The organism is Enterobacter kobei, from assembly GCF_001729765.1.
GTDB lineage: Bacteria > Pseudomonadota > Gammaproteobacteria > Enterobacterales > Enterobacteriaceae > Enterobacter > Enterobacter kobei.
The window spans coordinates 1,570,739-1,596,786 of sequence record NZ_CP017181.1; the positions used below are offsets into that span (position 1 = coordinate 1,570,739).

General features: G+C 50.5%; 33 protein-coding genes and 3 tRNA genes. 20 read left to right on the plus strand and 16 right to left on the minus strand.

Translation table 11 applies throughout. From position 1 onward, the window contains the following. The first annotated feature begins 12 nt into the window (after positions 1–12). The 3 genes from ldtD (at position 13) to BFV64_RS07415 (ending at position 3,231) form a co-directional block, all read left to right on the plus strand. On the plus strand, positions 13–1,836 hold the full coding sequence (ldtD, locus tag BFV64_RS07405; RefSeq protein WP_023332553.1) for a L,D-transpeptidase: 1,824 nt from the start codon (positions 13–15) through the stop codon (positions 1,834–1,836). 175 nt (positions 1,837–2,011) lie between these two features. Continuing rightward, on the plus strand, positions 2,012–2,563 hold the full coding sequence (locus BFV64_RS07410; protein WP_014883230.1) for a peptidoglycan L,D-endopeptidase MepK: 552 nt from the start codon (positions 2,012–2,014) through the stop codon (positions 2,561–2,563). 20 nt (positions 2,564–2,583) lie between these two features. Beyond that, a complete protein-coding gene (locus tag BFV64_RS07415; protein WP_023332554.1) occupies positions 2,584–3,231 on the plus strand; it encodes an MBL fold metallo-hydrolase in 648 nt (215 codons plus the stop codon). A 52-nt stretch (positions 3,232–3,283) separates the two neighbouring features. Here the strand turns inward: BFV64_RS07415 and aspC are convergent, their stop codons facing one another. From aspC to BFV64_RS07485, 15 genes are all read right to left on the minus strand, one after another. Then, positions 3,284–4,474 (minus strand): aspartate transaminase, encoded by a 1,191-nt coding sequence (gene aspC / locus BFV64_RS07420; RefSeq protein WP_014883232.1) that lies wholly within the window; start codon positions 4,472–4,474, stop codon positions 3,284–3,286. 184 nt (positions 4,475–4,658) lie between these two features. Beyond that, positions 4,659–5,765 (minus strand): porin, encoded by a 1,107-nt coding sequence (locus BFV64_RS07425; protein WP_014883233.1) that lies wholly within the window; start codon positions 5,763–5,765, stop codon positions 4,659–4,661. Positions 5,766–6,371: 606 nt separating this feature from the next. Further along, on the minus strand, positions 6,372–7,772 hold the full coding sequence (asnS, locus tag BFV64_RS07430; protein WP_014883234.1) for an asparagine--tRNA ligase: 1,401 nt from the start codon (positions 7,770–7,772) through the stop codon (positions 6,372–6,374). A gap of 165 nt (positions 7,773–7,937) precedes the next feature. Then, positions 7,938–9,140 (minus strand): nicotinate phosphoribosyltransferase, encoded by a 1,203-nt coding sequence (pncB, locus tag BFV64_RS07435; protein ID WP_059373113.1) that lies wholly within the window; start codon positions 9,138–9,140, stop codon positions 7,938–7,940. A 184-nt stretch (positions 9,141–9,324) separates the two neighbouring features. After that, on the minus strand, positions 9,325–10,617 hold the full coding sequence (locus tag BFV64_RS07440) for a tyrosine-type recombinase/integrase (protein WP_069601862.1): 1,293 nt from the start codon (positions 10,615–10,617) through the stop codon (positions 9,325–9,327). 44 nt (positions 10,618–10,661) lie between these two features. After that, positions 10,662–10,919, minus strand: coding sequence for an excisionase family protein (locus BFV64_RS07445; RefSeq protein WP_045261754.1), 258 nt, complete (start codon positions 10,917–10,919; stop codon positions 10,662–10,664). Further along, complete coding sequence (locus tag BFV64_RS07450) at positions 10,903–11,274, minus strand: hypothetical protein (RefSeq protein ID WP_062939324.1); 372 nt, start codon at positions 11,272–11,274, stop codon at positions 10,903–10,905. The genes BFV64_RS07445 and BFV64_RS07450 overlap by 17 nt, the downstream gene beginning before the upstream one ends. A gap of 14 nt (positions 11,275–11,288) precedes the next feature. After that, positions 11,289–11,867: a DUF5375 family protein gene (locus tag BFV64_RS07455; RefSeq protein ID WP_044596884.1), complete on the minus strand. Its 579-nt coding sequence runs from the start codon at positions 11,865–11,867 to the stop codon at positions 11,289–11,291. After that, positions 11,867–12,280, minus strand: a complete 414-nt coding sequence (locus BFV64_RS07460; protein ID WP_023062998.1) for a hypothetical protein — start codon at positions 12,278–12,280, stop codon at positions 11,867–11,869. Before BFV64_RS07460 ends, BFV64_RS07455 begins: the two co-directional genes overlap by 1 nt. Further along, positions 12,277–12,516, minus strand: a complete 240-nt coding sequence (locus BFV64_RS26110) for a ParE family toxin-like protein (protein ID WP_418251736.1) — start codon at positions 12,514–12,516, stop codon at positions 12,277–12,279. Before BFV64_RS26110 ends, BFV64_RS07460 begins: the two co-directional genes overlap by 4 nt. After that, complete coding sequence (locus BFV64_RS07465; protein ID WP_006811080.1) at positions 12,470–12,877, minus strand: hypothetical protein; 408 nt, start codon at positions 12,875–12,877, stop codon at positions 12,470–12,472. Before BFV64_RS07465 ends, BFV64_RS26110 begins: the two co-directional genes overlap by 47 nt. Beyond that, a complete protein-coding gene (locus BFV64_RS07470) occupies positions 12,870–13,094 on the minus strand; it encodes a hypothetical protein (protein WP_006811079.1) in 225 nt (74 codons plus the stop codon). The genes BFV64_RS07465 and BFV64_RS07470 overlap by 8 nt, the downstream gene beginning before the upstream one ends. A gap of 106 nt (positions 13,095–13,200) precedes the next feature. Beyond that, a complete protein-coding gene (locus BFV64_RS07475) occupies positions 13,201–13,587 on the minus strand; it encodes a S24 family peptidase (protein ID WP_069601863.1) in 387 nt (128 codons plus the stop codon). 66 nt (positions 13,588–13,653) lie between these two features. Next, complete coding sequence (locus tag BFV64_RS07480) at positions 13,654–14,085, minus strand: helix-turn-helix domain-containing protein (RefSeq protein ID WP_006811077.1); 432 nt, start codon at positions 14,083–14,085, stop codon at positions 13,654–13,656. 175 nt (positions 14,086–14,260) lie between these two features. Beyond that, positions 14,261–15,046, minus strand: coding sequence for a S24 family peptidase (locus tag BFV64_RS07485; protein WP_102135191.1), 786 nt, complete (start codon positions 15,044–15,046; stop codon positions 14,261–14,263). A 49-nt stretch (positions 15,047–15,095) separates the two neighbouring features. On the opposite strand from BFV64_RS07485, the gene BFV64_RS24100 reads away from it, so the two are divergent. From BFV64_RS24100 to BFV64_RS07510, 6 genes are read left to right on the plus strand one after another with little or no spacing between them, the layout of a single operon-like run. Then, complete coding sequence (locus BFV64_RS24100; RefSeq protein WP_071978052.1) at positions 15,096–15,326, plus strand: transcriptional regulator; 231 nt, start codon at positions 15,096–15,098, stop codon at positions 15,324–15,326. 25 nt (positions 15,327–15,351) lie between these two features. Further along, positions 15,352–15,648: a transcriptional regulator gene (locus BFV64_RS07490; RefSeq protein ID WP_069602470.1), complete on the plus strand. Its 297-nt coding sequence runs from the start codon at positions 15,352–15,354 to the stop codon at positions 15,646–15,648. After that, positions 15,645–16,556, plus strand: coding sequence for a helix-turn-helix domain-containing protein (locus BFV64_RS07495; protein ID WP_069601864.1), 912 nt, complete (start codon positions 15,645–15,647; stop codon positions 16,554–16,556). Before BFV64_RS07490 ends, BFV64_RS07495 begins: the two co-directional genes overlap by 4 nt. A 15-nt stretch (positions 16,557–16,571) precedes the next feature. Then, positions 16,572–17,453 (plus strand): ATP-binding protein, encoded by an 882-nt coding sequence (locus BFV64_RS07500; protein WP_069601865.1) that lies wholly within the window; start codon positions 16,572–16,574, stop codon positions 17,451–17,453. After that, positions 17,450–18,829, plus strand: a complete 1,380-nt coding sequence (locus BFV64_RS07505) for a replicative DNA helicase (RefSeq protein ID WP_069601866.1) — start codon at positions 17,450–17,452, stop codon at positions 18,827–18,829. The genes BFV64_RS07500 and BFV64_RS07505 overlap by 4 nt, the downstream gene beginning before the upstream one ends. Positions 18,830–18,856: 27 nt before the next feature. Next, positions 18,857–19,693, plus strand: a complete 837-nt coding sequence (locus BFV64_RS07510) for an antitermination protein (protein WP_069601867.1) — start codon at positions 18,857–18,859, stop codon at positions 19,691–19,693. Positions 19,694–19,801: 108 nt separating this feature from the next. On the opposite strand, the gene BFV64_RS07515 is transcribed toward BFV64_RS07510, so the two are convergent. Then, positions 19,802–20,752 carry a hypothetical protein gene (locus BFV64_RS07515; RefSeq protein WP_016240226.1) on the minus strand — a complete coding sequence of 317 codons (951 nt, stop codon included), beginning with the start codon at positions 20,750–20,752 and terminating at the stop codon, positions 19,802–19,804. 125 nt (positions 20,753–20,877) lie between these two features. Here BFV64_RS07515 and BFV64_RS07520 point away from each other — a divergent pair. The 11 genes from BFV64_RS07520 to BFV64_RS07565 all read left to right on the plus strand — a co-directional run bounded on the left by BFV64_RS07520 (position 20,878) and on the right by BFV64_RS07565 (position 25,852). After that, positions 20,878–20,954: transfer RNA gene (locus tag BFV64_RS07520), tRNA-Ile, on the plus strand. 78 nt (positions 20,955–21,032) lie between these two features. After that, a tRNA-Thr gene (locus BFV64_RS07525) sits at positions 21,033–21,108 on the plus strand. Between the two features lie 3 nt (positions 21,109–21,111). Continuing rightward, positions 21,112–21,186 (plus strand) — tRNA-Gly (locus tag BFV64_RS07530). A gap of 755 nt (positions 21,187–21,941) precedes the next feature. Then, a complete protein-coding gene (locus tag BFV64_RS07535) occupies positions 21,942–22,247 on the plus strand; it encodes a phage holin family protein (protein ID WP_122008274.1) in 306 nt (101 codons plus the stop codon). Next, on the plus strand, positions 22,234–22,674 hold the full coding sequence (locus tag BFV64_RS07540; protein ID WP_058660492.1) for a lysozyme: 441 nt from the start codon (positions 22,234–22,236) through the stop codon (positions 22,672–22,674). Before BFV64_RS07535 ends, BFV64_RS07540 begins: the two co-directional genes overlap by 14 nt. Next, positions 22,671–23,057 (plus strand): DUF2570 family protein, encoded by a 387-nt coding sequence (locus tag BFV64_RS07545; RefSeq protein WP_058660491.1) that lies wholly within the window; start codon positions 22,671–22,673, stop codon positions 23,055–23,057. The genes BFV64_RS07540 and BFV64_RS07545 overlap by 4 nt, the downstream gene beginning before the upstream one ends. Next, positions 23,041–23,211 (plus strand): Rz1-like lysis system protein LysC, encoded by a 171-nt coding sequence (gene lysC / locus BFV64_RS26115; RefSeq protein WP_418251737.1) that lies wholly within the window; start codon positions 23,041–23,043, stop codon positions 23,209–23,211. Before BFV64_RS07545 ends, lysC begins: the two co-directional genes overlap by 17 nt. A gap of 125 nt (positions 23,212–23,336) precedes the next feature. Continuing rightward, complete coding sequence (locus tag BFV64_RS07550) at positions 23,337–23,960, plus strand: phage tail tip fiber protein (protein WP_069601868.1); 624 nt, start codon at positions 23,337–23,339, stop codon at positions 23,958–23,960. 10 nt (positions 23,961–23,970) lie between these two features. Further along, complete coding sequence (locus BFV64_RS07555) at positions 23,971–24,198, plus strand: hypothetical protein (RefSeq protein ID WP_044901840.1); 228 nt, start codon at positions 23,971–23,973, stop codon at positions 24,196–24,198. A 17-nt stretch (positions 24,199–24,215) separates the two neighbouring features. Further along, positions 24,216–25,673 (plus strand): glycosyltransferase family 2 protein, encoded by a 1,458-nt coding sequence (locus BFV64_RS07560; RefSeq protein WP_047363385.1) that lies wholly within the window; start codon positions 24,216–24,218, stop codon positions 25,671–25,673. Continuing rightward, positions 25,655–25,852, plus strand: a complete 198-nt coding sequence (locus tag BFV64_RS07565; RefSeq protein WP_047363387.1) for a hypothetical protein — start codon at positions 25,655–25,657, stop codon at positions 25,850–25,852. The genes BFV64_RS07560 and BFV64_RS07565 overlap by 19 nt, the downstream gene beginning before the upstream one ends. The last annotated feature ends 196 nt before the right edge of the window (positions 25,853–26,048 follow it).

The following is a 26,048-nucleotide window of genomic DNA, read 5'->3' on the forward strand; positions in this document are numbered from 1 at the left end:
AGGGGGCAAGGGATGTTGCTAAAGAAAGAATGTGGTCGTCAGCTGTCTGCGCTGAGTTTATGCCTGGCAGTGATGTTTGCTCCACTGTTAACCGCCCAGGCCGACGAGCCTGAAATTGTGCCGACGGACAGCTCCGCAGCGACAGGCGCGCAGCCGACGTCATTGTCTCAGCCGCTGGAACAGTCTCCGGCGACCGCCGTCATGGCCGGCATTAAGCCGTTGCCGGAAGGCATCGATATCGAATCGCTTAGCCAGCAGCTCCTCTCAGGGTTGCCGTCAGGCTACACGCCCGCCTATATCAATCAGCTCACGCTGCTTTATGCAGCCCGGGACATGAAACCCATGTGGGAAGATCGTGATGCCGTGCGCGCGTTCCAGCAGCAGCTGGCAGAAGTGGCGATTGCGGGTTTTCAGCCGCAGTTTACGAAGTGGGTTGAGCTGTTAACCGATCCAGCCGTCACTGGCCAGGCGCGGGACGTGGTGCTTTCCGATGCCATGATGGGCTATCTGCAGTTTGTGGCGGGTATTGCGGTCAACGGCAACCGCTGGTTATATAGCGATAAGCCCTACAAGCTGGCGACGCCAGCGCTGTCGGTGATCAACCAGTGGCAGCTGGCGCTGGATAATAGCGATCTGCCGCGCTTTATTGCCAGTCTCGCCCCGGCGCACCCGCAGTATGCCACCCTGCATGAGTCGCTCCTCGCGCTGGTAGGCGACTCGCGTCCCTGGCCGCAAATGCGGGGTACCGCGACGCTACGTCCAGGCCAGTGGAGCAGCGATGTTCCTGCTCTGCGCGAAATCCTGAAACGCTCCGGTATTCTTGAGGGCGGGCCGAAGATTGCCCTGCCGGGCGACGATCCGCAAAGCGCGGTTGTGAGCCCGTCAGCGCCGGTGAAAGAGAAGAAGGCCGCTCTCCTGAGCGATAAACCTGCGGCATACGATCGCGAACTGGTTGCTGCGGTTAAGCAATTCCAGGCTGCGCAGGGGCTGGGTGCCGACGGGGTAATAGGTCCGTCAACGCGCGACTGGCTTAACGTCTCTCCTGCGCAGCGGGCAGGGGTGCTGGCACTAAATATTCAGCGTTTGCGCCTGCTGCCGGGCACCTTGTCCACAGGCATTATGGTGAATATTCCGGCCTATTCCCTGGTCTATTATCAGGATGGCAGCGAAAAACTGGCCTCGCGCGTTATTGTCGGGCGTCCGGATCGTAAAACACCGATGATGAGCAGCGCGTTAAATAACGTGGTGGTTAACCCACCGTGGAACGTGCCGCCGACGCTGGCACGTAAAGACATTCTGCCAAAGGTCTGGAACGATCCGGGTTATCTGGAACGTCATGGCTATACGGTGATGCGCGGCTGGAACAGTAAAGAGGCGATTGATCCTTACATGGTCGACTGGTCGACGATTACGGCTTCCAACCTGCCGTTCCGCTTCCAGCAGGCTCCCGGGGCGCATAACTCCCTGGGGCGTTACAAATTCAATATGCCGAGTTCAGATGCTATCTATCTGCACGATACGCCGAACCACAACTTGTTCCAGAAAGATACCCGCGCCCTCAGTTCAGGCTGCGTGCGCGTAAACAAAGCCTCGGAGCTGGCCAATATGCTGTTGCAGGATGCGGGCTGGAACGATACGCGTATTTCTGATGCCCTGAAACAGGGGGATACGCGCTACGTGAATATTCGACACAACATTCCGGTCAATCTTTACTATCTGACGGCATTTGTGGGTGAAGACGGGCGCACTCAGTATCGTACAGATATTTACAATTATGATCTCACTGCGCGATCCGGCGCACAAATTTTGCCAAAAGCGGAACAATTAATCAGGTAAATGAAGTAGTTCGGGAAAAATGATTGTCGTAAGTTATGGTGAATAGGGGGCGATATCGCTGTAAGCCGCGTATTCACTGGGGTTGGGCGCCTTGACGTACCCCGTTTTGCCAGTTAAGGTGCCCTTCGTGCGCTAAGCATACTTACGATTTCATTGACCTGTAGACCTGATTATCATGGACAAATTTGACGCTAATCGCCGCAAACTGCTGGCGTTAGGTGGTGTTGCGCTTGGCGCAGCGGCCATCTTGCCGACGCCAGCATTTGCCACCCTCTCGACACCTCGTCCGCGAGTTTTAACGCTCAACAATCTTCATACCGGTGAGTCGCTAAAAGCGGAGTTTTTCGATGGCAGAGGCTATATTCAGGATGAATTAGCAAGACTCAACCATTTTTTCCGTGATTTCCGCGCGAATAAAGTAAAAGCCATCGACCCAGGATTGTTTGATCAGTTGTTCCGCCTTCAGGGCCTGCTGGGCACCAGGAAGCCCGTGCAGCTCATTTCTGGTTATCGCTCACTGGATACCAATAATGAACTACGCGCCCATAGCCGTGGGGTAGCGAAAAAAAGCTATCACACGAAGGGACAGGCAATGGATTTCCATATTGAAGGCGTTTCGTTAGCCAATATTCGCAAAGCTGCGTTATCTATGCGCGCAGGTGGTGTAGGATATTACCCCAGCAGCAACTTTGTGCATATTGATACCGGTCCGGTCCGGCACTGGTAATAACGAAACACAGGAGCAGTATGAACTATCGTATTATTCCGGTTACCGCGTTCTCCCAGAACTGTTCATTGATCTGGTGCGAGCAAACCAAACTGGCCGCGCTTGTTGATCCCGGCGGCGACGCCGAGAAAATCAAGCAGGAAGTCGCCGACAGCGGTGTGACGCTGATGCAGATTTTACTGACGCATGGTCATCTCGATCATGTTGGCGCAGCGGCAGAGCTGGCACAGCATTTTGGTGTGCCGATCATCGGTCCGGAAAAAGAAGATGAGTTCTGGCTGCAGGGGTTACCTGCCCAAAGCCGCATGTTTGGCCTTGATGAGTGTCAGCCTCTGACGCCCGATTGCTGGCTGAACGAAGGAGAGCGCGTTAACGTAGGGAATGTGACTTTACAGGTGTTGCATTGTCCTGGGCATACGCCAGGCCATATCGTCTTCTTTGATGACCAGTCTCGTCTGCTGATTTCGGGCGACGTGATTTTCAAAGGCGGCGTAGGACGCAGCGATTTTCCGCGCGGCGATCACGGGCAGCTGATTCAGTCGATCAAACAGAAGTTATTGCCGCTGGGCGATGACGTGACGTTTATCCCTGGACACGGTCCGATGTCGACGCTGGGCTATGAACGGCTCCATAATCCGTTCCTTCAGGATGAAATGCCTGTCTGGTAAACCTGGTTAAATAAAAAAGCCTGCTGAACGCAGGCTTTTTTGTGGGCGTAAATTACAGTACGGCGACAATCGCTTCGCACAGAGGCGCCATGTTGTCAGGCGTCATCCCTGCCACGTTCACGCGACCGGAAGCCACGGCGTATACGCCAAACTCTTCACGCAGACGCAGAACCTGCTCTTTGGTCAGGCCGCTGAAAGAGAACATGCCGTTCTGTTTGATGATGAAGCTGAAGTCACGGTCTGCGCCTTTCTCGGCCAGAGTATTAACAAACAGCAGACGCATACGCTGGATACGCTGGCGCATATCGTTCAGCTCTTGTTCCCAGATCGCGCGCAGCGCATCGTTGCTGAGAATGGTTGCAACAACGGACGCACCGTGTGCCGGTGGGTTAGAGTAGTTCGCGCGGATAACCGATTTCATCTGGCTGAAGGCACGATCGACGGTTTCGTCGTTAGCCGCAACCAGCGTACAGGCACCTACGCGCTCATTGTACAGACCGAAGTTCTTGGAGTAGGAGCTGGCAACGATCAATTCCTGGTGTACGGCTGCAAAAGCGCGCAGGCCTTCTGCATCTTCTTCCAGTCCACGGGCGAAACCCTGATAGGCGAAGTCAAACAGCGGCAGCCAGCCTTTCTCTACGGAGAGTTTAGCCAGCTGTTCCCACTGCTCAAGCGTCGGGTCGATACCGGTTGGGTTATGGCAGCAGCCGTGGAACAGCACCACATCACCCGCCTGCGCTTCGTTCAGGCTTGCCAGCAGGCCATCAAAGTCGAGAGCATGGTTTGCCGCGTCGTAGTATGCATATTCGCGCACTTCCAGACCTGCAGAGTTAAAGACGCTCTTGTGGTTCGGCCAGCTTGGGTTGCTCACCCAGACACGCTTAACAGAGGTGTTTTTCGCAAGGAAATCCGCCGCCACACGCAGTGCGCCGGTACCGCCTGGTGTCTGTGCTGTACGCGCACGTTTGTCACTCACAATTGCGCTACCTTTACCGAACAGCAGCTCCTGCGTGCAGCGACCAAATTCAGGAATACCATCAATACCGAGGTAGTTTTTGGTGGTTTCATTTTCCAGCAGATACTGCTCAGCTTTCTTAACGCTGGTCAGTACCGGGGTTTTGCCGGTTTCATCTTTATATACACCAATACCCAGGTTGATTTTGCCAGGGCGGTCGTCGGCACGAAACAGATCGGCCAGGCCCAGAATTGGGTCGGCAGGAGCGGCGGTAATGTTCTCAAACATGACGAAGTTCCATTGTGATTACAGAAGTGAAATCCGCTATCAGGTTAACGGTAGATTTACAAAATGCCAACCGTTTGCGACGAAAAGCGTGCGGCTTTTCAAAAGTCGCCATTATTTTCTGTCAGGCATAAAAAAACAGGGCCGAAGCCCTGTTCATTAAGCATATAACAAAGTGGTGTTCTGATTAGAACTGGTAGGTTACACCCACAGCAGCCATATCGTCGTTGCCGTTCAGACCGCCAACCGCTTTCGCGTAGTCGGTGTCTTTGTCCAGCAGGTTGATGTAGTAGTCAGCCCACACGTTGAAGTTTTTGTTGAAGTAGTAAGTGGTACCCACCTGGATGAATTTAGCCAGGTCTGCATCGCCACCGCTGAAGCCGCCGACGGCAGCCAGGTCTTTACCTTTGGTCTGCACGTAGGAGATGGCTGGACGCAGGCCGAAGTCGAACTGGTACTGAGCAACCACTTCGAAGTTCTGCGTTTTGTTAGCAAAACCAGCATCACCGCTAGAACCGGTACGGGTGGTGTTACGGGTTTCTGCATAGGTGGTTGCCAGGTACAGGTTGTTAGCGTCATATTTCAGACCAACACCCCATGCTTCAGCTTTGTCACCCTGACCATCAGCTTTCTGGTTCAGAGTACGGTTAGCGTTGCTGTAAGATGCGATTGCACCGAAGCCTTCGCCGAAGTCGTAACCCAGGGAGTAACCTACGCCGTCACCGTTAGAGGTTTTAACGTCAGCACGGTCGTTTTTACCCTGGTACTGTACGCCCAGGCTCAGACCGTCAACCAGACCGAAGAAATCGCTGTTACGGTAGGTCAGCAGGCCGGTGCTACGGCTGGTCATAAAGTTATCAACGTAGTTACCGCCCCAGGTCATACCTGAGAAGGACGGCGCCATATCGGTGTATGACTCTACGTCATAAACGATACCGTAGTTACGGCCGTAGTCGATGCTGCCAGCGTCGCCCGCTTTCAGACCGGCAAAGGCCAGACGGTTTTTGTTTTTCTGTGCAGTGTTTTCCGCATCATTGGCCATGAAGCGGTATTCCCACTGGCCGTAACCGGTCAGCTGGTCGTTGATCTGAGTTTCGCCTTTGAAACCGATCTGCGCGTAGGTTGCGTCGTTGTTGTTGGTGTTATCACCAGAGGTCACGAAATCGTGCTCGGCGTTAACTTTCCCGTAGAAGTCCAGTTTGTTGCCGTTCTTGTTATAGATTTCTGCAGCGTTAGCTGCACCGGCTACCAGCAGGGCAGGGATTACCACTGCCAGAATATTGCGCTTCATCATTATTTATTACCCTCATTGGTTTTTTTATGACACTCGCCACTGCCGTCAATAAATTCTGTCAATAAATATTTCCGGAACTATTGATGAGAGTTAGGTGTCTTTATGTATCTGACAGGCATCTTTCCATTCACTGAAGCGTTTCGCTAGCCTGAAAGTGCTACAATTCTCAAGATTGAGTTACAAAAAGAAAATGTGTGTAACTAAATGTGTATTTTTCGGAACTTTGTGAACCATCTCAAATTTCAGAACGCCCTGGCGAATTAAACAGCAGATTGTTTCCTATATATATGAATTCCTTATGATTAATTTGGATAAAGGCAATTCCTATAAACAGATGTTAAACGACTCGTTTTTTCTTATGACCGAAAAAAGACTTCTGGATGGCTGAAAAAGTGGTTGAAAATTGTGCTATTGCTTGAGGGTGTAATAATCGCAATAAGAATAGGGTTTATTTTTTGTGGCTAGATGTTTCTCGGAAACAAAACGTAACAGGTAGTGGTTGTGACGGGGTGGTGCTTTAAAAACACTGACTTTGCGCTGACGAAAACTGACAGTGCAGAATAAAATAATGGCCAGCAAATGCTGGCCATGGTCTGTTTTTTGCTCTTAGAAGCTGGCGTTACGTGGCGTACGCGGGAACGGAATCACATCACGCACGTTCTGAACACCGGTAACGTAGGCGATCAGACGCTCGAAGCCCAGGCCGAAACCTGAATGCGGAACGGTGCCGTAACGACGAAGATCGCGATACCAGCTATAGTCCGCAGGATTGAGACCCATCTCTTCCATGCGCGCGTCCAGCACATCCAGACGTTCTTCACGCTGAGAACCACCGATGATTTCACCGATGCCAGGCGCCAGGACGTCCATCGCTGCGACGGTTTTACCGTCTTCGTTAAGGCGCATATAGAAGGCCTTGATGTCTTTCGGGTAGTTTTTAACGACAACCGGCGCTTTGAAATGTTTCTCGGCCAGATAGCGTTCGTGCTCAGACGCCAGGTCAACGCCCCAGTAAACCGGGTTCTCGAACTTCTCACCGCATTTCTCGAGGATCGCAACCGCGTCGGTATAGTCCACCTGCGCAAAGTCGGCAGAGACAAAACGTTCCAGACGGGCGACCGCATCGCTGTCTACGCGCTCAGCGAAGAACTTCATATCGTCCGGACGCTCTTCCAGCACCGCTTTGAAGACGTACTTCAGCATCGCTTCTGCCAGACCGGCGACATCGTCGAGGTTAGCAAACGCCACTTCCGGCTCCAGCATCCAGAATTCCGCCAGGTGGCGGCTGGTGTTGGAGTTTTCAGCACGGAAGGTTGGGCCGAAGGTATAAATCTTAGACAGTGCACAGGCGTAGGTTTCGCCGTTGAGCTGACCGGATACCGTCAGGAAGGCCTCTTTACCAAAGAAGTCTTTGTCATAGTCCACTTTACCTTCTGGCGTGCGCGGCAGGTTTTCCATGTCCAGCGTCGAGACGCGGAACATTTCACCCGCACCTTCCGTATCGGAAGCGGTGATCAGTGGGGTAGACACCCAGAAGTAACCCTGCTCATCGAAGAAGCGATGCAGCGCCTGAGCCAGCGTATGGCGCACGCGTGCCACCGCGCCGATCAGGTTGGTACGTGGACGCAGGTGCGCCACTTCACGCAGGTACTCGATGCTGTGACGTTTTGCCGCCATCGGGTAGGTGTCCGGATCTTCAACCCAGCCGGTCACTTCAATTGCAGAGGCCTGAATTTCGAAACTCTGGCCCTGACCCGGAGACGCCACAACCACGCCGGTCACAATGACGGAACAGCCGGTTGTCAGGTGCAGAACGTCATCATTGTAATTGGGCAGAGAATTATTAATGACGGCCTGTACAGGATCAAAGCAGGAACCGTCATAGACGGCGAGGAAGGAGATGCCAGCTTTAGAATCTCGGCGGGTACGCACCCATCCGCGCACGGTGACTTCCTGGTCAACGGCGACACGGCCCTGGAGTACGTCGGCTACAGGCACAACGCTCATAATATTCTCTCTGTTAATAGTCGGAAAAAATAAACACTTGTCCACCCTTATGGGGGGATATCTATGTTACCTGCCATCCGCTATCAGACAAGTAAATTTCGCAGTCAAAAGAGAAGAATTGAGAAATAAATAAGGGAAGGGAGCCCTTCAGGCTCCCGTAAGCGCTTAACTGGCTTTTTTGATCTGCGGGAGATCGAAGGCTTTGCGCAATGCGCGGACAAACGCTTTGTCATGGCAGATGGTTTTACCCGGGCTGTCGGAGAGTTTCGCCACCGGCTTGCCGTTACATTCCACCAGCTTTATCACAATATTCAGAGGTTTTACCTGAGGAATGTCGCAGGTCAAACGGGTACCAATCCCGAAGCTCAGGTTCACTCGGGTGTTGAAATGGCGATAAAGTTCAACCGCTTTCGCCAGGTCAAGATTATCGGAGAAAACCAGCACCTTACTCATCGGGTCAATGCCGAGTTTTTGGTAATGGGCTATCGCCTTCTCGCCCCATTCAACCGGGTCCCCGGAATCGTGGCGTAACCCCTGATAACGTTCAGCAAACTCGGGTCCGAAGTCACGCAGGAAGGCATCCATCGTAATGCAGTCGGTGAGGGCGATCCCGAGTTGATTCGGGTACTCCTTAAGCCATGCGGCGAGGGCCGCGCGCTGGCTGTTAGCCAGATCCGGGCTGATTTGCTGATGCGCCTGGAACCACTCGTGCGCCTGGGTACCCATCGGCGTCAGGTTGAGGCGACGCGCCAGGTCGTAGTTACTGGTGCCCACGAACCACGGCTCCTGCTGCAGACGTTTAACGATGGCCTGCTGAACCTCGCGAGAGAAACGGCGACGGGTGCCGAAATCCATCAGGCGGAAGCGGGACATATCCAGCCCTTCGGTCAGCGTGGTGAAGGCTGCAAGTTTATTTTCCAGCGAGGCGACCGCCTGGGCGACGCCCATTTCCGGCGAACGGTAGCGGTGAGCCAACTCGCTGATCACTGCCAGCAGCGGCACTTCCCACATGATCACTTCCCGCCACGGACCTTCAAGGCGAATATCCAGCTTGCCGTTCTCGTTGGTCACGGTGACCTGCTCCGGCTTATAGCGGAAATCACGCAGCCAGTTCAGGTAATCGGTTTTAAAGAAAGGCAGGCCAGAAAGCCACTGGTATTCATCGTCCTGCAGCGTCAGATGCTGCATCGCATCGACCTGTTCACGAATGGAGTCTGCGTAGATACCGAGCAAATCGTCACCACGGCAGCGGAATTCCGCCGCGACGTGAACGTCATAGTAATGGTGGAAAACGGCTTGCTGCATATGCAGTTTATACGCGTCGGTATCCAGCAACGTATGCAGAACCGGAGAAGCGAATTGAGTCATAGGTGCGCTGTAGCATCCTCTCACGGGAGCGTTTAGTACAATAAACAACTCCGGAGTATACCTTGTTTAGTGATTTATTGAACCCCGATCACAACATAAGCACACTTTATGGTCGAGGGCATTTTGTGCCCCGTGTTATACAAATGTAGCAATAGTGCTGCTAACCACTTGAATTTAAGGTTTTCTACTGCGCTACTACCATGCTTTGGGGCAGTGATGGGGCAAAGCGTGAAAGCGCCTGGTTGAGCAGAGAAACCTGTTCGGCACTTTTCTCTGACATCCACTTTCCATACACTTTGTAAACCATCTGAGCATCTGTATGCCCCATCTGAGTTGCTATAAAGTTTGGGTTCGCGCCAGCTGACAATGACCAGCACGCATAGGTATGTCGTGACTGGTAGGCGTTACGGTATCGAATACCGGCGCGCTTGATTATCGGACCCCAAATTTTATTAATCGAATTAACCGCGTAGTGATATCCTCTTCTGGGCCCACGCTTAACGCATTGAGGGCTGAAAACGAAAGTGCATGGATGTATGACTGACTGGCCATACTCCCGCAATTTCACTTCAACCTCATACTGCCGGCCAAGGCGCGTCAGCTGGGCCTGATTCCTCAGGGCATCAATAGCTGGTTGAATGAGATAAATCACCCTGTCAGTGCCTGCGTCTGTCTTTGGCAGGGTGAACTCATCCGTCTGGGTTAGGTTGCGTTTCACAGTAATTGTCCCGGCTTGCAGATCGATATCTTCCCAGGCCAGACCGCACAACTCCCCATGCCTCATTCCGGTATAGACTGCCAGTGACCAGAGATTTCTCATCTGCTGGTGGCCGCATGCCTGGACAAACCTGATGAACTCGTCTGTCGTGAGTGGATCTGGCTCGCCCTTCGCTTTCTTGAGGCGGTTAATTCCGCTAAACGGGTTTTCCTTTGCATAGCCGTTATCTGCTCCAAACTGGAAGATCTCGGCCATTAGCATCATGTAATTGTTTACGGTGGAGGACTTCCGACCCTTTACCTGCGTCCGGTGATCCTTCTTCATCACATGAAAACCTGTCAGCAACTCCTTCCTTACGTACAGCAAATCCTCAGTGGTAACCGCAGAAACCATTTTGTTTTCGCCGATGCGCGGAAGCATGTTTTTTATGATGGACTCGTACCGACTCATGGTGTTTGAGCTGATTTCCATCTTCTTCAGCTCTGACCATTTTTCGGTAAGCTCCAGCACAGTAATCTCCTTACTATCCTGACCGAACCGGGCAAGGTTCGGTGAGTTTGGGAATTTTTCCGCATAGTCGAAATTCCCCATTCTTATCGCAAAACAAACCGAAGAACGAAGCTCACCGGCGATCTTGCGATTTTTGGCTGTATCAGGGACTCCGAGGTTTTCCCTGACACGTTTGCCTTTATAAAGAAACCAGACGCGGAGCGAACCGCCGTGGTTTTCGACGCCTGTCGGGTATGATGCATTAGCCATTGATCCCTCCTGACGTCCAGGAGCGTGGACGAGTGTACTGCTTTTCATGCTGTCTTCGCACCTGGTTGATTTTTTTTCTGCGCCTCGATCCACTGATCAACGGCTTTCCTGTTGTACATGCATTCGCTCGAAGGCTTGGGATTACCATCTGGTGAAATGTGCAGGTACTCGCGGCCCAGCATCCAGGATTCTTTTCTGGCGCGGGTGATGGTTCCGGGCTTGAGCCCGGTAACCACAATCAGAACCTTTTCGCTAACCCAGTCATTCGGCACCAGAAGAACGATTTCAGCACTGGTTTGCATGGATCTCCTCCATTTTCTCTTTAGCCAGACGCACGCAACGCGCAAAAGAGGAGGGCGTTACAATTTCGCGCAGAGCCTGAACCAGGAAGTCGTTGTGCTGCTGGTGCAGATCTATGTTGCGTTCTTTTTCCTCATGACGCAGGACTGCCAGACGGGCTGTGATGATGCGACGCTTCCCTTTGATCAGCCGCAGAGCGTTCTCTGCCTTTTTGCGCCATGTACTCCATTCACTGCTGCTGTTCGATTTCGCCAGTTGCTCTTCAATACTGAGCTGCGCTTCTTCTGCGTTAACAAGCTGCTGCAGGCAATCGCTGATAGTGTTCAGGTTGTCTGTCTCCACGAAGAATTTGTGCATTCTTAACCCCTCCCTCAGTGCATTACCGGCATGTCTGGCATACCTTCTTTCTGAATCTGTTCAATGAAGCTGTCATGCAGGAGATTGAAACCCTCCCGGCCCATTTTTGAGAGTCGAAGCCCGTTCTCAGCGTCCGTATCTAACATGTCCCGGTACATGCGCAGCGCCATCTGCTGGCCGATTTCCTGACCGTATTTCTCAATGGCTAACCCTTCCACATGGCTTGCGAGTGCGAACCGCTCTGGCGCGGGATAAACACTGATTGAACCGAGTTGTCCTGAGTAGATAACTGCGGTGTCAAACCCTCCAGAATCGTTGGCAACCTCAACCGTGCCGTTCTTTGCCTGCTCCTCGGTAATGAAGACGGCAACAAGCATCCAGCGCCAAATGATGATTTCTTTCTCGATGCCCGGGGTAAACCAGCCGCTTTCAATCGCTTCCATCACGCAAGCCAGCAGATCTAATCCATCCGGAATTCGTTTGTCATAGATGCCATTGTCGAGTTGGCGAACAGCGACGGAATAACCAATGACGCGGTTACCAAAACGGATGCCTGTTGATGTCGGCTCCGGAGTAAAGGCTGAAGCAATCATCAATACACTCCTTTAGGCTTGATGGCTTGAAGTGCATCGACCTCTTTAATGAACCGGTCATGCATCGCGTCCCATTTCTTACGCCACTTCTCCATTTCTCGCTTACGCGCCAGGATGCGACGTAGACGGCGAACACAACGCTGATGGGCGGCCAGATACTCAGCCTTTGTTTCCCCGTCTCGCCATACCTCCCTATCATCGCGATCAATACGCACCCGCGGGTGACGCTGCGGAAAACCTGAACGCTCAAAAGCCTCGGTGGTCATGAAGAAAGCCAGATAGCGGATCGCCGTATCTCGCGTGAAGCATTTTTTGATACGACCGTGGCGTACTGCCACGAACAGTGGGCCAACTGGCGTATCGTGTTTCTGTAATGCCAGGTCAATCATGCTTACGGTGCGTTTATCGTTCATTTCCGGTCCTTAACTTTGCTGTATCGTTCGTGACTCATTACTTCCCAGTTCTTTCCGCCATCGCGGGATAGTAGCCGCCAGCGATGATTAACCTTGAGGCTCAAATTACCGGAGCTGTGCATACGGCAGGGGTGAATGCGCCTTGCTCTGAACTGGCTTAAAACGTGTGCGGCTTTGAGGTGAACCCACTCAGGAATTCGTATCGCTGTAAGAGCCATCAGATCCCTCCATTTCATGACCCTCCGTTTTCGGAGCCTCCACTTTTTGTTTTTTGACGAACTCAACCAGCTCAGAAATGAGCTCGTCGATTAACTCCTTCCCGCTATCCGTAAGGAATTCACCGCTGCCATTAACATCAACAGCGCTGCTGTAAATTCCCTTGATAGCTTTTACGCCTTCGACATTCCCGTACTCACTGATCGCAAGCCTTTCGAATTTTCTCAATAATCCATCAAGAAGAATCTCTGTTAACTCGACCGTGTTAATGCCGCCTTTATTGAGCTTAATAACAAGGCAGTTACTGCCTGTTTTACGCTGGTGGCGTAATAACGCTGCTTTTAAAATTCGGCGGCGATATGTCTCGATTAATTTATCCATTGCGGCGAGCCTCCTCCTCTAAGCTCATAACAATTTCCTCTTCTTTTTCGGTCCAATCATGAATTTCTCCAGCAATGTCATAAACAAGAGAGCAAATAGTTTTAAGTTGGAAATGGTCCAGTTTGTCGTGATATTCAAATAATGTTTGCGATAAACCAGCCAGTTGCTCGGCTTTGATGTTCACAACCTGAATGTCTTGCCTTTTTAATAAGCTCATAATTACCGACCATATGCTTTTTTAAGATAAAGACGAGCGATTACCTCGTAACCGCAGGCCGCATAAAGGCATGCTGTTCTATATGCCGATTTATCAATGATGAAAGTCATACGAAGCGTCTCACAGCCAAAGAAGCCACCACCCGACCGTGAATTTTGCTTTCTTTCTGTTCATCGGTATTAAGGGTGAAAGTTTCGTAATGATGGTTATCAGAAATGATTTTTAATGAGCCATCAGCTAATGGCTCAATTCTCTTAATGAAAAGGCATGGGAGACCAAAAGCATCCATTGTGTAAACATAAATGCCAGAGGTAAGCGCACGTCCACCGCAATCAACGAAAGCCACAACCTCACATGGTTCGATGGTCGGCTGCATTGAATCACCTTCCATCCGGCAGCTTTGAACGCGGTTGCCAAAGTCATTAATGTTGTCAAATCCGAACAGCATTTGAGGTGTTTTAACTGGCTGATTAATTGCGACGGAATTTTGCATTTTCATTTCCTAAGGGTGAGTTTGTCCCCACCAAGAAAGGTGTTAATTAAATAATGTTAATTAATTTTAAATTTTGTCGGCTTGCTTGCAGATGGTTTCTTGCAAGTCGTCTAATTTTTCATAAACGATAGTTAGTGTACCGATAGCCGACAATTCCGGAGGCATGCAATCCATAGCGTTAGATAAAGCCATTCTGCAATTGCCAATATCAGCAGACCATGAGTTAAGTTGATTGGACGTTATAATACTTGTTGGTTCTGTAAATTCACCGCACTGCTCGTTGCCTGAAATGAGCCACAGAACATCAGAATGAAGAATGTTAGCCAATTGGATTAACTGGTCAGCAAACGGAACTGTTTTTTCCGTTTCCCAGTTGTTAATGGTTTCGGTTGTTAAACCAAGATGATCAGCCAAAAAATCCTGAGAGAGTCGAAGCGAAGATCTTTGATTTAATATTCTTTTGCCGATGGTTTTGGCTACGGTGATTTGAGTATTCATTTCATTGGCTCCATTGTTTGCCGATGAATGAACTTTATCTCAAAGATAAATTTTGGTAAATATCTTTTTGATAAATTATGATAAATTAATAGTTATACCTTTGATATATATGGTAAATTATTTTGTGCAGGGCATAAAAAAACCAGCCGAAGCTGGTTTTTTATATGTATGAGTCTCAACCCAAACGGTTGTATGACATTTGCCATCTACCGACAACTAAGCCCTGAATGTGAAACTCGCTTTGATCAGTTTCAGATACAAACCATTTTTCGTAAGTTGAATTATCGCTGATGACTACCAGCTTGTCCTTAAGCAGCTGTAAGCGTTTGATATGAAAGTTGTCTCCATAAACGAACGCATAAATCCCATCACCTATCAACCGGTTTACCGTAACGTCTATAACGACAAGATCCCCAGGGAAAATAGTCCCGAGCATGCTATCTCCGACAACCGTGCAGATTTTCAGGGAGGTAGGGCTACGCCCACCAAACATCCTTTTAGCTTCCTCTGGATCAAGTTCAATCGATTTAACTATTTCAGGATAGTCCATGTTCATCCTGCCACTTCCGCAACTGAACTCAGTGTCCATCACCTCAATTCGGTATTGTTGCTGATTTTTTGTCAGTGGATTTATGAAAAAGTTAGGCTTGGTACCAGATGCATCAACATCTGCTCTCTTTGAATCCATCCAGCCATGGGGCAGGCCCATACTTGATTCAATTCTCCTAGCTATTATGTCGCCAATGTTACGAGAGGCGTTAGAGCCAGATAACTGACTCAGTTGAGAAGGGGGTATACCAATTTTTTCAGCAATTTGTGCCTTGGTATAACCTTCCACGATGTACTCACCAATCAACCTGTTTAGGTTCTGGCGTCGAATGTTTTTTATGTCCATGACCAAATACTCCCACTTTTTAGCAATATGATAAATACCCAATTTGATAAATTTATCTTGCCTCATAGTTATCGTAAAGATAAACTTTACCAAAATGATAAATTGAGGTGTGGGTATGGAAAACGAACTTCTTTCCTGGCGTCGTGCTTCCACTAAAGAAGAGTGGCACGCTTTGGCAGTTAAGAGCGGTACATCAACAGGATATTTGAATCTTATTGCCTACGGATACAGAAATGCGTCACCAAAACTTGCAACTTCTATTGAAGCAGCAAGTAGAACTTTTGTGGGTAAAAAACCCCTCAAGCGAGAAATGCTTGTTTTCCCACATCCGGGCAATGAGGTGTGACATGTCACGGCATGCTGGAGGAATCATGAATCACTCTGACTTCGTACGTAAATATACATTCGATAACCCACTTCAGCGGTTGGTCATGCTTCGCATTTTGATGGGCGGATCTATGGATGGAGAGGGGGAGCGAGTTATCGATCATCAGGTCCTGGCTGAATTCTGTTGCTGCTCAAAACAAGCCATGTTTAAGGAGATCGAGGCACTTGAACGCGCAGCTTGCCTGAAAGTGAGAAAAATTGGTGCCCACGATACAGGCCTTAAAACTCGGATTGAGCCAGCTCGCGGCTACACAATCACGCCAGTTCAGGAGTTTGTATGAGTAGCAAAATTCTCGGTAACGTCTGGGACGCATGCGCCGCGCATGACATTAAGGGTGCCAAACTGGTGATTATGGCTCGCCTGGCTGACTACTCGAATGATGAAGGTGTCTGCTATCCGAGTGTTGAGACCATCTGCCGCCAGTTGGGTCTGGGGGAAAGCACGGTCAGGACCGCTATTGCAGAACTTGAGTCTGCCGGTTGGCTGCGTCGTGAATTCCGCCGTAAAGGTAATCGCAACACGTCCAATCTTTATTATTTGAATGCTGATCGTCTCGAGGCTCTGGCACGCATTGAGAAAGACAAAGTGGCAGCGCTGAAACAGCAGCGCAGGGCTAACGGTTTTCACCCGTCAGATTCTGAACCTTCAAATTCTGAACCGTCAGGTTCTGGATGTTCAAACGGTTTTCACCCTTCAGTATCTGACAAAAATGGTGTTTTCACCCGTCAGAATCTGACCCCAGATCCACAAGTAAATTCAAAACATGATCCACAAGTAAATTCAAAACAAGAATCACAAGATATTGGCGCATGTGGGAAAGTCCATTCTGAAAATCGCTCTTCCAAAGAGAACTATTCCAACGAGTTCGAGCAGGCCTGGCAGGCATACCCTAAACGTGCTGGCGGTAATTCTAAAGCTGCTGCCTGGAAAGCCTGGAAAGCTCGAATCAAAGACGGTGTTACCACTGTGGCAATGCTGGATGGCGTAAATCGCTATGCGGCATATGTCCGCGCAACCGGTAGCGCCGGAACGCAGTACGTGAAACAGGCGGCGACCTTCTTTGGTCCCGATCGGCATTTCGATGAGTCATGGCAGGCGCCTGCAGTTGCGGCAAGCGGTCGATCTGGGGGACTGCCGGTTTCGGGGTTTAGTGAACAAGACTATGGCCAATCAGACTGCAACTGGTAAGCAGGAGAAATCACAATGCTGAGTATTAAACAACGCGAAGAAAGGGAAGCTCTGGTGGCAAAGCGCGAAGGGCTTCGTGAAGAACTGGCGTTTGCTGTTGAACATAAAAAACCGTGGCAGTGGGGAAGCTGGGAGTCAGGGAACGTCCACGCCGCCGCCTGTGAAAAACATGGTGATTATCAGCGTATTTCCCTCACTGGAAAAGCCTATCGAGGCGTTGAAAATGTTAAGCACTCCCAATGCCCGGAGTGTGTGAAAGCGGAACTCGCTGGCATTGAATCCAGTCTGCGTACATTGCGAGTAGCCGACCTGATAGACAATGCTGGGATTGCACGACGGTTCGAAGCATGTGAATTCGATAACTACCATTCCATCAATCAGGATGCCGCCAAAAATCTCGCGGCTTGTCAGCGTTATGCCAGTAGCTGGCCTGAGCGACTTAATGCCGGTACCGGGCTTGTTATGACCGGCAATTGCGGCACCGGCAAAAACCACCTGGCAGTGGCTATGGCAAAGAGCATCATCCGCGATCACCTTGCGAATGTGGAAATCACCGATGTCATGCGCCTAACCCGGGCGGTAAAAAGCACATGGCGCCACAATGCCGAAATGACCGAGGAAGACGTCATTGAACGCTTTGCTTCACTGGATCTGCTGATTATCGACGAAGTTGGTGTTCAGTTCGGCAGCCCGACTGAAATGACCATCCTGCAGGAAATTATCAATGCCCGGTACGAAAGCATTTTGCCAACCATCCTGATCAGCAATCTCACATTTGACCAGCTGAAAGAGACTATTGGTGAGCGAATCGTGGACCGGGTTACAGATGGTGGCCGCAACCGTCTGGCATTTGGCTGGGGAAGTTTCCGTGCCATCGCGTCAGGAGTTGTAGCATGACTCCTGTCTGGAAAAATGAAGATCTGGAAGGTGCGGTGATCGGCGCAATTTTTCTGCGTGGAGCCGACCCTGAGGTACTGGATATTCTTTCCAGGGTGCCGGCCACCGCTTTCTCGGTACCGCAGTATCGGGAAATATATACTGGGATCTGCCGTCAGGCGCGTGGAGCTGGCGTTATTGACCCTGTACTGCTCTGCGAAAACATGCCAAAGCACAGCGCAATCATTATGGATTCGAGCCGTATCGCATGGGCCAAGTCAGCGCTTGTGTCATACGTTGCCACGCTTGAGCGTAATGCAGCTGTTCGTGATGCCGAAGCTGTGATTGAAAGGGCGCTGGCTGATCTACGGAGTGCTCACAATGGTGATGCGGCTTTATCGGCATTCAGGGCTGCACAGAACAGCATTGCCGCAATTTCTCTCGAAGAAAAGACCGTTCAGCCAGTTCATATAGACGACATTCTTCCTGCTGTAGTGGATCGGGTAGATGCACGCAACCGCGGCCTCGAAGAAGCCAGAAGCCTCATGACGGGCATTGAAGAGCTTGATGCAAAGACTGGAGGCATTGAACCAACAGACCTGGTGTTTATCGCTGCGCGGCCGTCGATGGGTAAAACTGAATTGGCGCTGGATATCATCGACAAAGTTTCTGAGCAGGGCCGCGGTGTGCTGTTCTTCAGCATGGAAATGCCAAATATCCAGATCGGTGAGCGAATGGTATCTGCTGCGGGTGGTATGTCTGTTTCACGCCTGAAAAAGGCTGCTGATTTTGAGGATGAGGACTGGGCCAGGCTGACAAATGGTGTAGAACGGCTGACTGGTCGTAGCATCTGGATGGTTGATTCCACCGATCTGACAGTAGATCAGATTCAACAGATAGCTACCCGCCTGCAACTGGCGCATCCGGAAATAGCGCTGGTGGTGGTGGATTATCTGGCACTCATCAAAATCGAAAGCACTGCACGATATGACCTTGCCGTCGGCGAAGTGTCAAAAGGACTAAAACGTCTGGCTAAATCTAATAAAACGCCGGTGCTTGCCCTGAGCCAGCTTTCTCGTGGCGTTGAGTCGCGGCCCAATAAGCGTCCGATGAACTCAGACCTCAAAAATTCGGGTGAGATTGAAGCGGATGCTGATCTGATCATGATGCTTTACCGAGATGAAGTTTATAACCCTGAGTCGCCAGCGAAGGGGATTGCGGAAATTAACGTGACTAAACAGCGCAACGGTGAGCTGGGCACGATCTATCGTCGATTCTATAACGGGCACTTCCTGCCAATTGACCAGGAGTTAGCAAAACAACGTTCCGCGCCGCAGCAGAAAGCCCATACCAGACGTTACTCAAAAGAAAGGCATTCCAGCAATGCAGACTATTAAAAACATCAAAGCAGCGGGGGCAACCTTATGAAGTTGGAAGCATCACTCAAACATTTCAGCCCTCAGGGAATGCACATCAGCGACGACGTGAAAGGAACTTCTCCGGATCGCCTTACAGGAACAGATGTAATGGCGGCAATTGGCACCACCAGCAGCCGTGCGCGCTTCGGACTGGCGGCGTTCTTCGGTAAAGCGGGAATCAGCAAAACGGATGAACAGCTCGCAGTTCAGGCGCTGGCGCGATATGCGATGGATGTCGCACCGAAGAATGTTCGCAAAGCAGCTGGTGGGCAGTTCGGATGGTGCATGCAGATGTTGGCACAATTTGCCTTTGCTGATTATTCACGTTCGGCGGCTACAAGCGTGACGTGTCACAGCTGCAGTGGTACCGGACGAACAACCCGCGAACAGATTACCCGCAAGGTTTCGTACCCATGGGGTAAAGCTCCATACTGGGCCTGCCGCTCTCGTGCTGTTCGACCGTCTGACTGGGAGCAGTGGATGGAGGTAACAGAGGTTGTACCGGCGGTCTGTGATGCTTGCGAAGGCAAGGGAACGATCAGCGCCCGTTGTCGTTGCGGCGGTAAAGGCGAGGTTCTAGACCGCAAGGCCACATGCGAGCGCGGCGCGCCGGTGTTTAAAACCTGCGAGCGCTGCAGCGGAAATGGATTTTCTGCGGTGCCGTCTACCGCAGCCTATAAAGTGATACTGAAGCGCGTTCCGGATCTGCACGTCAGAACATGGACTCGCAACTGGAAACCGTTTCTTGAGGCGCTGGTAAGCATTTGTCAGCAGGAGGAGGGAAACGCCGCAAGAGAATTTCAATCTGCAACCAGTTTAGGCGAAGAAGGTGACGAAATTTAGCATTATTACGACATAAGGCTTGATTTTGTCCGAAGTTGTCGTGTATGCTTCTAATCATGCGGAGTAACGCCTGAAAGATTTCAACAATAAGCCCCTTGCGGGGCTTTTTTATGGCAGCGAGTTAACGAAAGAACTGAAAAGGGCCTTATCTTTATTGCTAATTGATTTTTTCAAATGTAGTTGATGATTTAAAGGTTTAAAGTTTTCCTTTGTGAGATATATACATGCTTTCTCAAAACGATCCTGAAGGAATTGAAATCTTTCATTCAGCCTGGAAACTTTTAATCCTAATGACATGACCTTCTTCTCAGGAATATCGTCAGGATTGCAATTATTGAGTTCTTCCAGCACAAGGCGAATATCTCTTTCGAAGATTAGCGCTATGTTATAATCGTTGAGGAGGCATTCAGGATTACGAACAATGCCAATTACTTCGTCGATGAATTGTGGTTTTACATTATCCTCAGCATTTTCATCTTCGTTATCGGAAGGTTTTTGAGACATAACATTCGACAACTGCATTTCTTCCTTGGTTTTCCTTCTGGGAAGTAAAACTTTTCCATCTCCTAAAGCAGCCATACGTTTCAAAGCTTGACTCCCGGCTCGGCCAACTACTTTAGAATCTCTTAAATCTAAAATTTTATGTGCGACCCATTCTAATGATGGTTCACTGGCTTCGATTTTGGCTTTTGCTTGGTAATGGAGAAAAATATTTTTCTTGGCTTCCTTGAGGGCTGTTAGATATCTGTGGAAATTTGCCTTTTTCTCGAGGTCAGTGGCTAGGTTTTCAAATGCTATACCGAAGACTTTTGTACCGCAAACGTGACCCAGGTTCGTCTCCAGACCATCCTCAGTAAGAACAAGAAACCCTTTTTTATGGCCTGTTCGACAGCTCGACTTGCCACACGGGATTTCTTCCGGGAGGTCATCATAATAACCAAAAACATCGGATAATTGTTGATCGGTCAGTTCCAGCCTGGAATGATAGCTTTCCCGAGCTTGAATTTCTGTCCAGTCATTAATGCGATCAAAGCTATTGCCGTTTTTAATAAAAATCATATCTTCCCTTGCTCTGGTTAGATTGAAAGCACTGCCGCTTGATATTTAACCATTTCCCTGATTGTTTTTCATCATAAAACCATATTATTGCAAGGGTAGTTTTACCTATGTATCTTCTTGCTCCCGGCCCTTTAGCTCAGTTGGTTAGAGCGTGCGACTCATAATCGCCCGGTCGCTGGTTCAAGTCCAGCAAGGGCCACCAGACCGCCACTAGCTCATCGGGAAGAGCGGCAACCCAGGTGTTGTGGTACGGGGTTCGAGGCTCCGGTGGCGGACCACTGCCGACTTAGCTCAGTAGGTAGAGCAACTGACTTGTAATCAGTAGGTCACCAGTTCGATTCCGGTAGTCGGCACCATATGCGGGCATCGTATAATGGCTATTACCTCAGCCTTCCAAGCTGATGATGCGGGTTCGATTCCCGCTGCCCGCTCCAGTTTAAGCTTTTCGGTCTGCGATGATGGGGTCCCCGGAGTGACTGAAAAGCGACCTAGTTTTGAATGGGCGCTGCTTTTTGCAAAATTGCTGTGTGAAAATGCTGACCTTTGGGTTCAGCGCTCATCCAAAAGCATCTCGTTAAAATCCAGTTAACCTCGGGTGGTTTGTTGGGTGAGGTGCCTCAAATTCAAATAGCCTCGCTTCGGCGAGGTTTTTTCATTTGTAAGACAACCATCAGGAAGCAATGGCTTAATCTCATTGACTGCAGGAATAAGTTCGGCGTAATTTATTTCTGTGGTGAATCCTTTCTAAGCGAAAGGGCGTTCCAGCCAACTGCTATCTGCAGGTATGCGCGCGACTTTGCTGGCTGGAGTAGAGTCACCGGGAGGCACCCGGCACCATGACAACTACAATACAAGTTTCAAATTCCTTGAGAGCCTGCCATTAAACGCAGGCCTTTTTTTATGGTTTTGCAAACTGCTGCTACGCTTTGAGTTGTGGGAAGTAACTGAATGCCCGGTGGTTCTCCTGGACCGATAGTGAATCAGCCGATACAGCTTCACCTCTGAGCATAAGTCTTACTCACACCTACCTTACAAATAGTCAACTCATTAGCCCGCTATCAAAAGCGGGCTTTTTTTATTTCAGGCTCCGGGAACCATCATCGACATGACTGCTTGTTAAATCGTCCCGAGGGCCTGACCCCTTACTACAAACAGCACCCCGTTTTTCGGAGGTGATATGGCTAAACGTATGCAAGATAAAGAAAGCATTGCCGGAGTGTCATGGCTGATTGTCCTTGCTCTGTCATGCTGGGGCGGCCTGGTCCGATACCTTATTGACGTTAAGCAGAACAAAGCCACCTGGAGCTGGATCAACGCGCTGGCACAAATTGCAGTGTCCGGATTTACCGGCCTCATTGGTGGCCTGATCAGCGTTGAAAGCGGCCTGAGCCTTTACATGATCCTGGTTACGTCTGGTATCAGCGGGGCGATGGGCTCCGTTGCACTGACGTACTTCTGGGAGCGCCTTACGGGGATGAAGAATGCAAACCAGTGATAAAGGCATTGCCCTGATCAAGCAGTTCGAAGGCTGCAAGCTCACCGCGTACCAGGACAGCGTCGGAGTGTGGACGATCGGATACGGATGGACTCAGCCTGTCGACGGCAAACCAATCCGCGCCGGGATGACGATTAAGCAGGAAACGGCTGATCGTCTACTGAAGACCGGACTTGTCAGCTACGAAAGTGACGTGTCCCGCCTGGTTAAAGTCGGGCTGACTCAGGGGCAATTCGACGCCCTGGTGTCTTTCGCTTATAACCTCGGCGCCCGGGCATTGTCGACATCGACTCTTCTACGAAAACTCAACGCCGGTGATTACGCTGGCGCTGCCGATGAGTTCCTGCGCTGGAATAAAGCTGGTGGCAAAGTCCTGAACGGACTCACCCGTCGCCGGGAGGCGGAGCGCGCTCTGTTCCTGTCATGATTGGCGCGCTGGTTAAGCGTTACTGGCTGCAACTGAGTGCGGTGGCGTTAATCGGAGTGCTGGCGTTCTTCGTGAACCATTACCGCGACAACGCCATCACCTACAAAGACCAGCGCGATAAGGCGACGGTCAGGGCCGACACATCAGAGGCGATCACCAATAACGTGATCACCACGATGAACCTCATTCGCGATATCTCACAGGCTACCCAGAATGCAAAGAACGAACTGGCCAAAAAAGGCGAAACGCGCATTGTCTACATCAGGCAGGCGCTTGAAGGCGATCCGTGCGCTAACCAGCTTGTTCCTTCTGCCGCTGCTGACAGCCTGCGGGAATACGCAGACAGTTTACGTTCCGGCCCCGTTGGTGCCGATAAGCGCTGACCTGACCGCAGACACGCCGATCCCCGGAATGGTGGTTCCGTTCACATGGCAGGCAAGTCTGGAGTTGAACGCTCAGCTCTATACGGCGCTAGGGCAGTGCAATCTTGATAAGTCAGCAATCAGGAAAATCGAATCATCAAGAGCCTCGCAATAGCGGGGCTTTTTTATGCGCATCGCACGCGCACATCAAAGAAAGTCTTTCAGCTGTGAGCCTGGGCAAACCGTTAACTTTCGGCGGATTTGCCGTGCGACAGGCTCACGTCTAAAAGGAAATGAGAAATGAATAAAGATATGGTGCTCATATTACGTGACGATGGCCATGAGCTTCAAACGGCCGAGTATACAGCCCGCTACGATCGTAATGGGAAAAGAACGATTGCCATGGGGCTTTATGAAAAGAGTCCATTCAGTTTCCGCGTTGAACGATTAACAGAGGATAAATCCACGGGATTGGCTATTGGCGTCAAAGAAGGCGAGGTCTTTATCAAGGATGCCTTTATTGGCAGTGGCATTGTATCTGCGAACTATAACGTGAAGTTGAATATCAACAACGTTGGCAAATTACACGAAGCTGGCATGACCCTCGGTGTTGAAGATGGCCAGAGCAACGTTGAGTTTATGGCTGATCGCTATATGGTGCATGAAGCCGCTTCATCCATCATCGAGAACGCCGTCGCAACAAGCGCGAAGACGAAGATTAGGCTTGGCGATGAAATGACGCAGGCCATCATTGATGCTGTACGTGAAAGCGATTTGTTCGCAGCCCTCCAGGCAAAGATTGATGCGCAAACAGCTTCAGTAGTTGGCTTGCAACAGGCGATGCACGAAGCGGTGAACGACGCTCTTCGCAATGCGCTCAAGCCAGGCGGCATCCTCTGGAATACACGGTCGAGTGGACTCTGAGGGAGGATGTATGCGTATCACTGTATTGGATGACGATCCGGGGCGGAAAATTAATCTCGCTCGGGAACGATATAAAGTCTATATCGATGGCGTTGAAGTTGCGCACATACTCACTGCTGATGACGAAAAAGGCGAGGTAATTGCCGCCGTAACCGATGAGCGCGGATACATTACGGCAGAGAACGGCGAAGTAAAGCGGCAATCTTTTTACGGGCGAGTAATTATCCAACGCCAATAAACCCCGATGGAGAAATTATGCAGGTCACTATTGATGGTGTCCCGTTTGTGCCTGCCTGCGCTACAGCGTCACGGATTGGCCTTGCAATTACTACCCACAACCGGCCAGACGTTTTAAAGCGCGCCATTGAGCAGCACACCAAACATCTTCCCATCGGTGCGCTGGTGGTGGTTATCGACGATGGCTCTAAACCTGCCGCAGTAGTGCCTGATGGCGTGCAGCTGCTTCGCCATGAAACATCACTCGGCATTGTTGCTTCGAAGAACGCCAGCCTGTCAGCCATGATGGATGCCGGGTGCGAGCATCTTTTTGTGTGGGATGATGATGCCTGGCCTATCGCTGATAACTGGCACCTCCCTTACATCGAATCACCCGAGCCACACCTGGCTTACCAGTTCCTCGATCTTGCTGGCCAGAATAAGCTCAATGACCTTTCGGTGCTTTACCGTGACGATCAGCATGTGGCGTACACCGGGCAGCGCGGAGTGATGCTCTATTACCACCGTAGCGCCATCGAGAAGGTGGGTGGATTCGATCCGGTTTATGGTCGCGGCATGTACGAACACAGTGACCTCGCGCTACGTATCCATAACGCTGGCCTGACGACGTGGGCTTACGGTGATGTGGTCGGTTCAGAAAAGCTGATTCATTCTCTCGATGAGCATGAAGCCGTAGAGCGTTCGGTACCGCGTCCCGATCGACAGGCGCTGGTGGAACGTAACGTTAAAATCCACAACGAACGGCGTGATGCCGGGTTTACCGGTTACGTTGAATACCGCAAGCGGCGCGACGTGGTTATCACTACGCTACTGACCAGCCAGCCCGACCCGCAGCGCGGCAAGAAAATGGTGGCTTCGCCTGACATGCTGAGCAAATGGGCGGCCTCGCTTCAGAATTGTGGTCGTATCGCGCTGGTGGATGAACTGCAGACAGCCCCGGCAGACGTTGAGCTGTACCGCGTGCCTGACGTGAAGATGAATGTTTACTTTCGGCGCTGGCTTCACATCTGGCAGCATCTACGCGATCACCCAGAATACCGGTTCGTCTGGTGTACCGATGGTACTGATGTCGAAATGCTGCGCGCGCCATGGGATGAAATGCAGCCCGGGAATGTTTACGTCGGTTCTGAACCGAAGACGTACTCCGACACTTGGGCAAAGCAGAATCATCCGGAGCGTATCTATCAGGATTTCATTGAAGCGCACAGAAATCATGTGATGCTTAACGCTGGCCTGCTGGGCGGTACCCGCGCTGATGTAATGGCGTTTGCTCACGGCATCATCCGTCTTTACTACCGGATCGAGAGTTATCGTTTCTGGAAGAAAGAACAGGCTGGCGCCGCGGTGGGTGACATGCTGGCGTTCGGTATTGTCGCTCATTCATTCGCAGGAAAGGTTATTACCGGACCTCATGTGCACACTGTTTTCAAAACTGATGGGATCGGTAAGGAGGCCGCATGGTGGAAACACAAATGAAAGGCATTTTGATAGAAAGCGATCCGAGATTAATGAACGGTCTGGATGCAGTTGATACGAATTGCATTGCAAAACTGAGACGCATCCAGACTGTTAAGTTTTGGAAGGAAAAAAAATCTGAAACCAGCAACGTTAATCTTTTTCCGGGAGAGTTTGTGCATGCCGAGCATGAAAAATAAGTGTTTTCATAGCTTGTCTTCCCTCTCGTAGGTTCATTGTTTTCAATGATGGCTTTAGGAGATCGTTAACCTCAGACAAAGCATTAGTAAATCCTGACCGGGTAGGAATGGAGGTTTGAACAGATACGTCATTCAATACAAGAGTGGCCATTGCTTCCATAACATTTATGTTGAGTAATGACGAAACATCTTGAGC

Excerpts from the sequence above, each read along its gene's own strand:
- ldtD (WP_023332553.1), top strand. The coding sequence starts at position 13 with ATGTTGCTAAAGAAAGAATGTGGTCGTCAGCTGTCTGCGCTGAGTTTA.
- BFV64_RS07410 (WP_014883230.1), top strand. The coding sequence starts at position 2,012 with ATGGACAAATTTGACGCTAATCGCCGCAAACTGCTGGCGTTAGGTGGT.
- BFV64_RS07415 (WP_023332554.1), top strand. The coding sequence starts at position 2,584 with ATGAACTATCGTATTATTCCGGTTACCGCGTTCTCCCAGAACTGTTCA.
- aspC (WP_014883232.1), bottom strand. The coding sequence starts at position 4,474 with ATGTTTGAGAACATTACCGCCGCTCCTGCCGACCCAATTCTGGGCCTG.
- BFV64_RS07425 (WP_014883233.1), bottom strand. The coding sequence starts at position 5,765 with ATGATGAAGCGCAATATTCTGGCAGTGGTAATCCCTGCCCTGCTGGTA.
- asnS (WP_014883234.1), bottom strand. The coding sequence starts at position 7,772 with ATGAGCGTTGTGCCTGTAGCCGACGTACTCCAGGGCCGTGTCGCCGTT.
- pncB (WP_059373113.1), bottom strand. The coding sequence starts at position 9,140 with ATGACTCAATTCGCTTCTCCGGTTCTGCATACGTTGCTGGATACCGAC.
- BFV64_RS07440 (WP_069601862.1), bottom strand. The coding sequence starts at position 10,617 with ATGGCTAATGCATCATACCCGACAGGCGTCGAAAACCACGGCGGTTCG.
- BFV64_RS07445 (WP_045261754.1), bottom strand. The coding sequence starts at position 10,919 with ATGCAAACCAGTGCTGAAATCGTTCTTCTGGTGCCGAATGACTGGGTT.
- BFV64_RS07450 (WP_062939324.1), bottom strand. The coding sequence starts at position 11,274 with ATGCACAAATTCTTCGTGGAGACAGACAACCTGAACACTATCAGCGAT.
- BFV64_RS07455 (WP_044596884.1), bottom strand. The coding sequence starts at position 11,867 with ATGATTGCTTCAGCCTTTACTCCGGAGCCGACATCAACAGGCATCCGT.
- BFV64_RS07460 (WP_023062998.1), bottom strand. The coding sequence starts at position 12,280 with ATGAACGATAAACGCACCGTAAGCATGATTGACCTGGCATTACAGAAA.
- BFV64_RS26110 (WP_418251736.1), bottom strand. The coding sequence starts at position 12,516 with ATGAAATGGAGGGATCTGATGGCTCTTACAGCGATACGAATTCCTGAG.
- BFV64_RS07465 (WP_006811080.1), bottom strand. The coding sequence starts at position 12,877 with ATGGATAAATTAATCGAGACATATCGCCGCCGAATTTTAAAAGCAGCG.
- BFV64_RS07470 (WP_006811079.1), bottom strand. The coding sequence starts at position 13,094 with ATGAGCTTATTAAAAAGGCAAGACATTCAGGTTGTGAACATCAAAGCC.
- BFV64_RS07475 (WP_069601863.1), bottom strand. The coding sequence starts at position 13,587 with ATGCAAAATTCCGTCGCAATTAATCAGCCAGTTAAAACACCTCAAATG.
- BFV64_RS07480 (WP_006811077.1), bottom strand. The coding sequence starts at position 14,085 with ATGAATACTCAAATCACCGTAGCCAAAACCATCGGCAAAAGAATATTA.
- BFV64_RS07485 (WP_102135191.1), bottom strand. The coding sequence starts at position 15,046 with ATGAGGCAAGATAAATTTATCAAATTGGGTATTTATCATATTGCTAAA.
- BFV64_RS24100 (WP_071978052.1), top strand. The coding sequence starts at position 15,096 with ATGGAAAACGAACTTCTTTCCTGGCGTCGTGCTTCCACTAAAGAAGAG.
- BFV64_RS07490 (WP_069602470.1), top strand. The coding sequence starts at position 15,352 with ATGAATCACTCTGACTTCGTACGTAAATATACATTCGATAACCCACTT.
- BFV64_RS07495 (WP_069601864.1), top strand. The coding sequence starts at position 15,645 with ATGAGTAGCAAAATTCTCGGTAACGTCTGGGACGCATGCGCCGCGCAT.
- BFV64_RS07500 (WP_069601865.1), top strand. The coding sequence starts at position 16,572 with ATGCTGAGTATTAAACAACGCGAAGAAAGGGAAGCTCTGGTGGCAAAG.
- BFV64_RS07505 (WP_069601866.1), top strand. The coding sequence starts at position 17,450 with ATGACTCCTGTCTGGAAAAATGAAGATCTGGAAGGTGCGGTGATCGGC.
- BFV64_RS07510 (WP_069601867.1), top strand. The coding sequence starts at position 18,857 with ATGAAGTTGGAAGCATCACTCAAACATTTCAGCCCTCAGGGAATGCAC.
- BFV64_RS07515 (WP_016240226.1), bottom strand. The coding sequence starts at position 20,752 with ATGATTTTTATTAAAAACGGCAATAGCTTTGATCGCATTAATGACTGG.
- BFV64_RS07535 (WP_122008274.1), top strand. The coding sequence starts at position 21,942 with ATGCAAGATAAAGAAAGCATTGCCGGAGTGTCATGGCTGATTGTCCTT.
- BFV64_RS07540 (WP_058660492.1), top strand. The coding sequence starts at position 22,234 with ATGCAAACCAGTGATAAAGGCATTGCCCTGATCAAGCAGTTCGAAGGC.
- BFV64_RS07545 (WP_058660491.1), top strand. The coding sequence starts at position 22,671 with ATGATTGGCGCGCTGGTTAAGCGTTACTGGCTGCAACTGAGTGCGGTG.
- BFV64_RS07550 (WP_069601868.1), top strand. The coding sequence starts at position 23,337 with ATGAATAAAGATATGGTGCTCATATTACGTGACGATGGCCATGAGCTT.
- BFV64_RS07555 (WP_044901840.1), top strand. The coding sequence starts at position 23,971 with ATGCGTATCACTGTATTGGATGACGATCCGGGGCGGAAAATTAATCTC.
- BFV64_RS07560 (WP_047363385.1), top strand. The coding sequence starts at position 24,216 with ATGCAGGTCACTATTGATGGTGTCCCGTTTGTGCCTGCCTGCGCTACA.
- BFV64_RS07565 (WP_047363387.1), top strand. The coding sequence starts at position 25,655 with ATGGTGGAAACACAAATGAAAGGCATTTTGATAGAAAGCGATCCGAGA.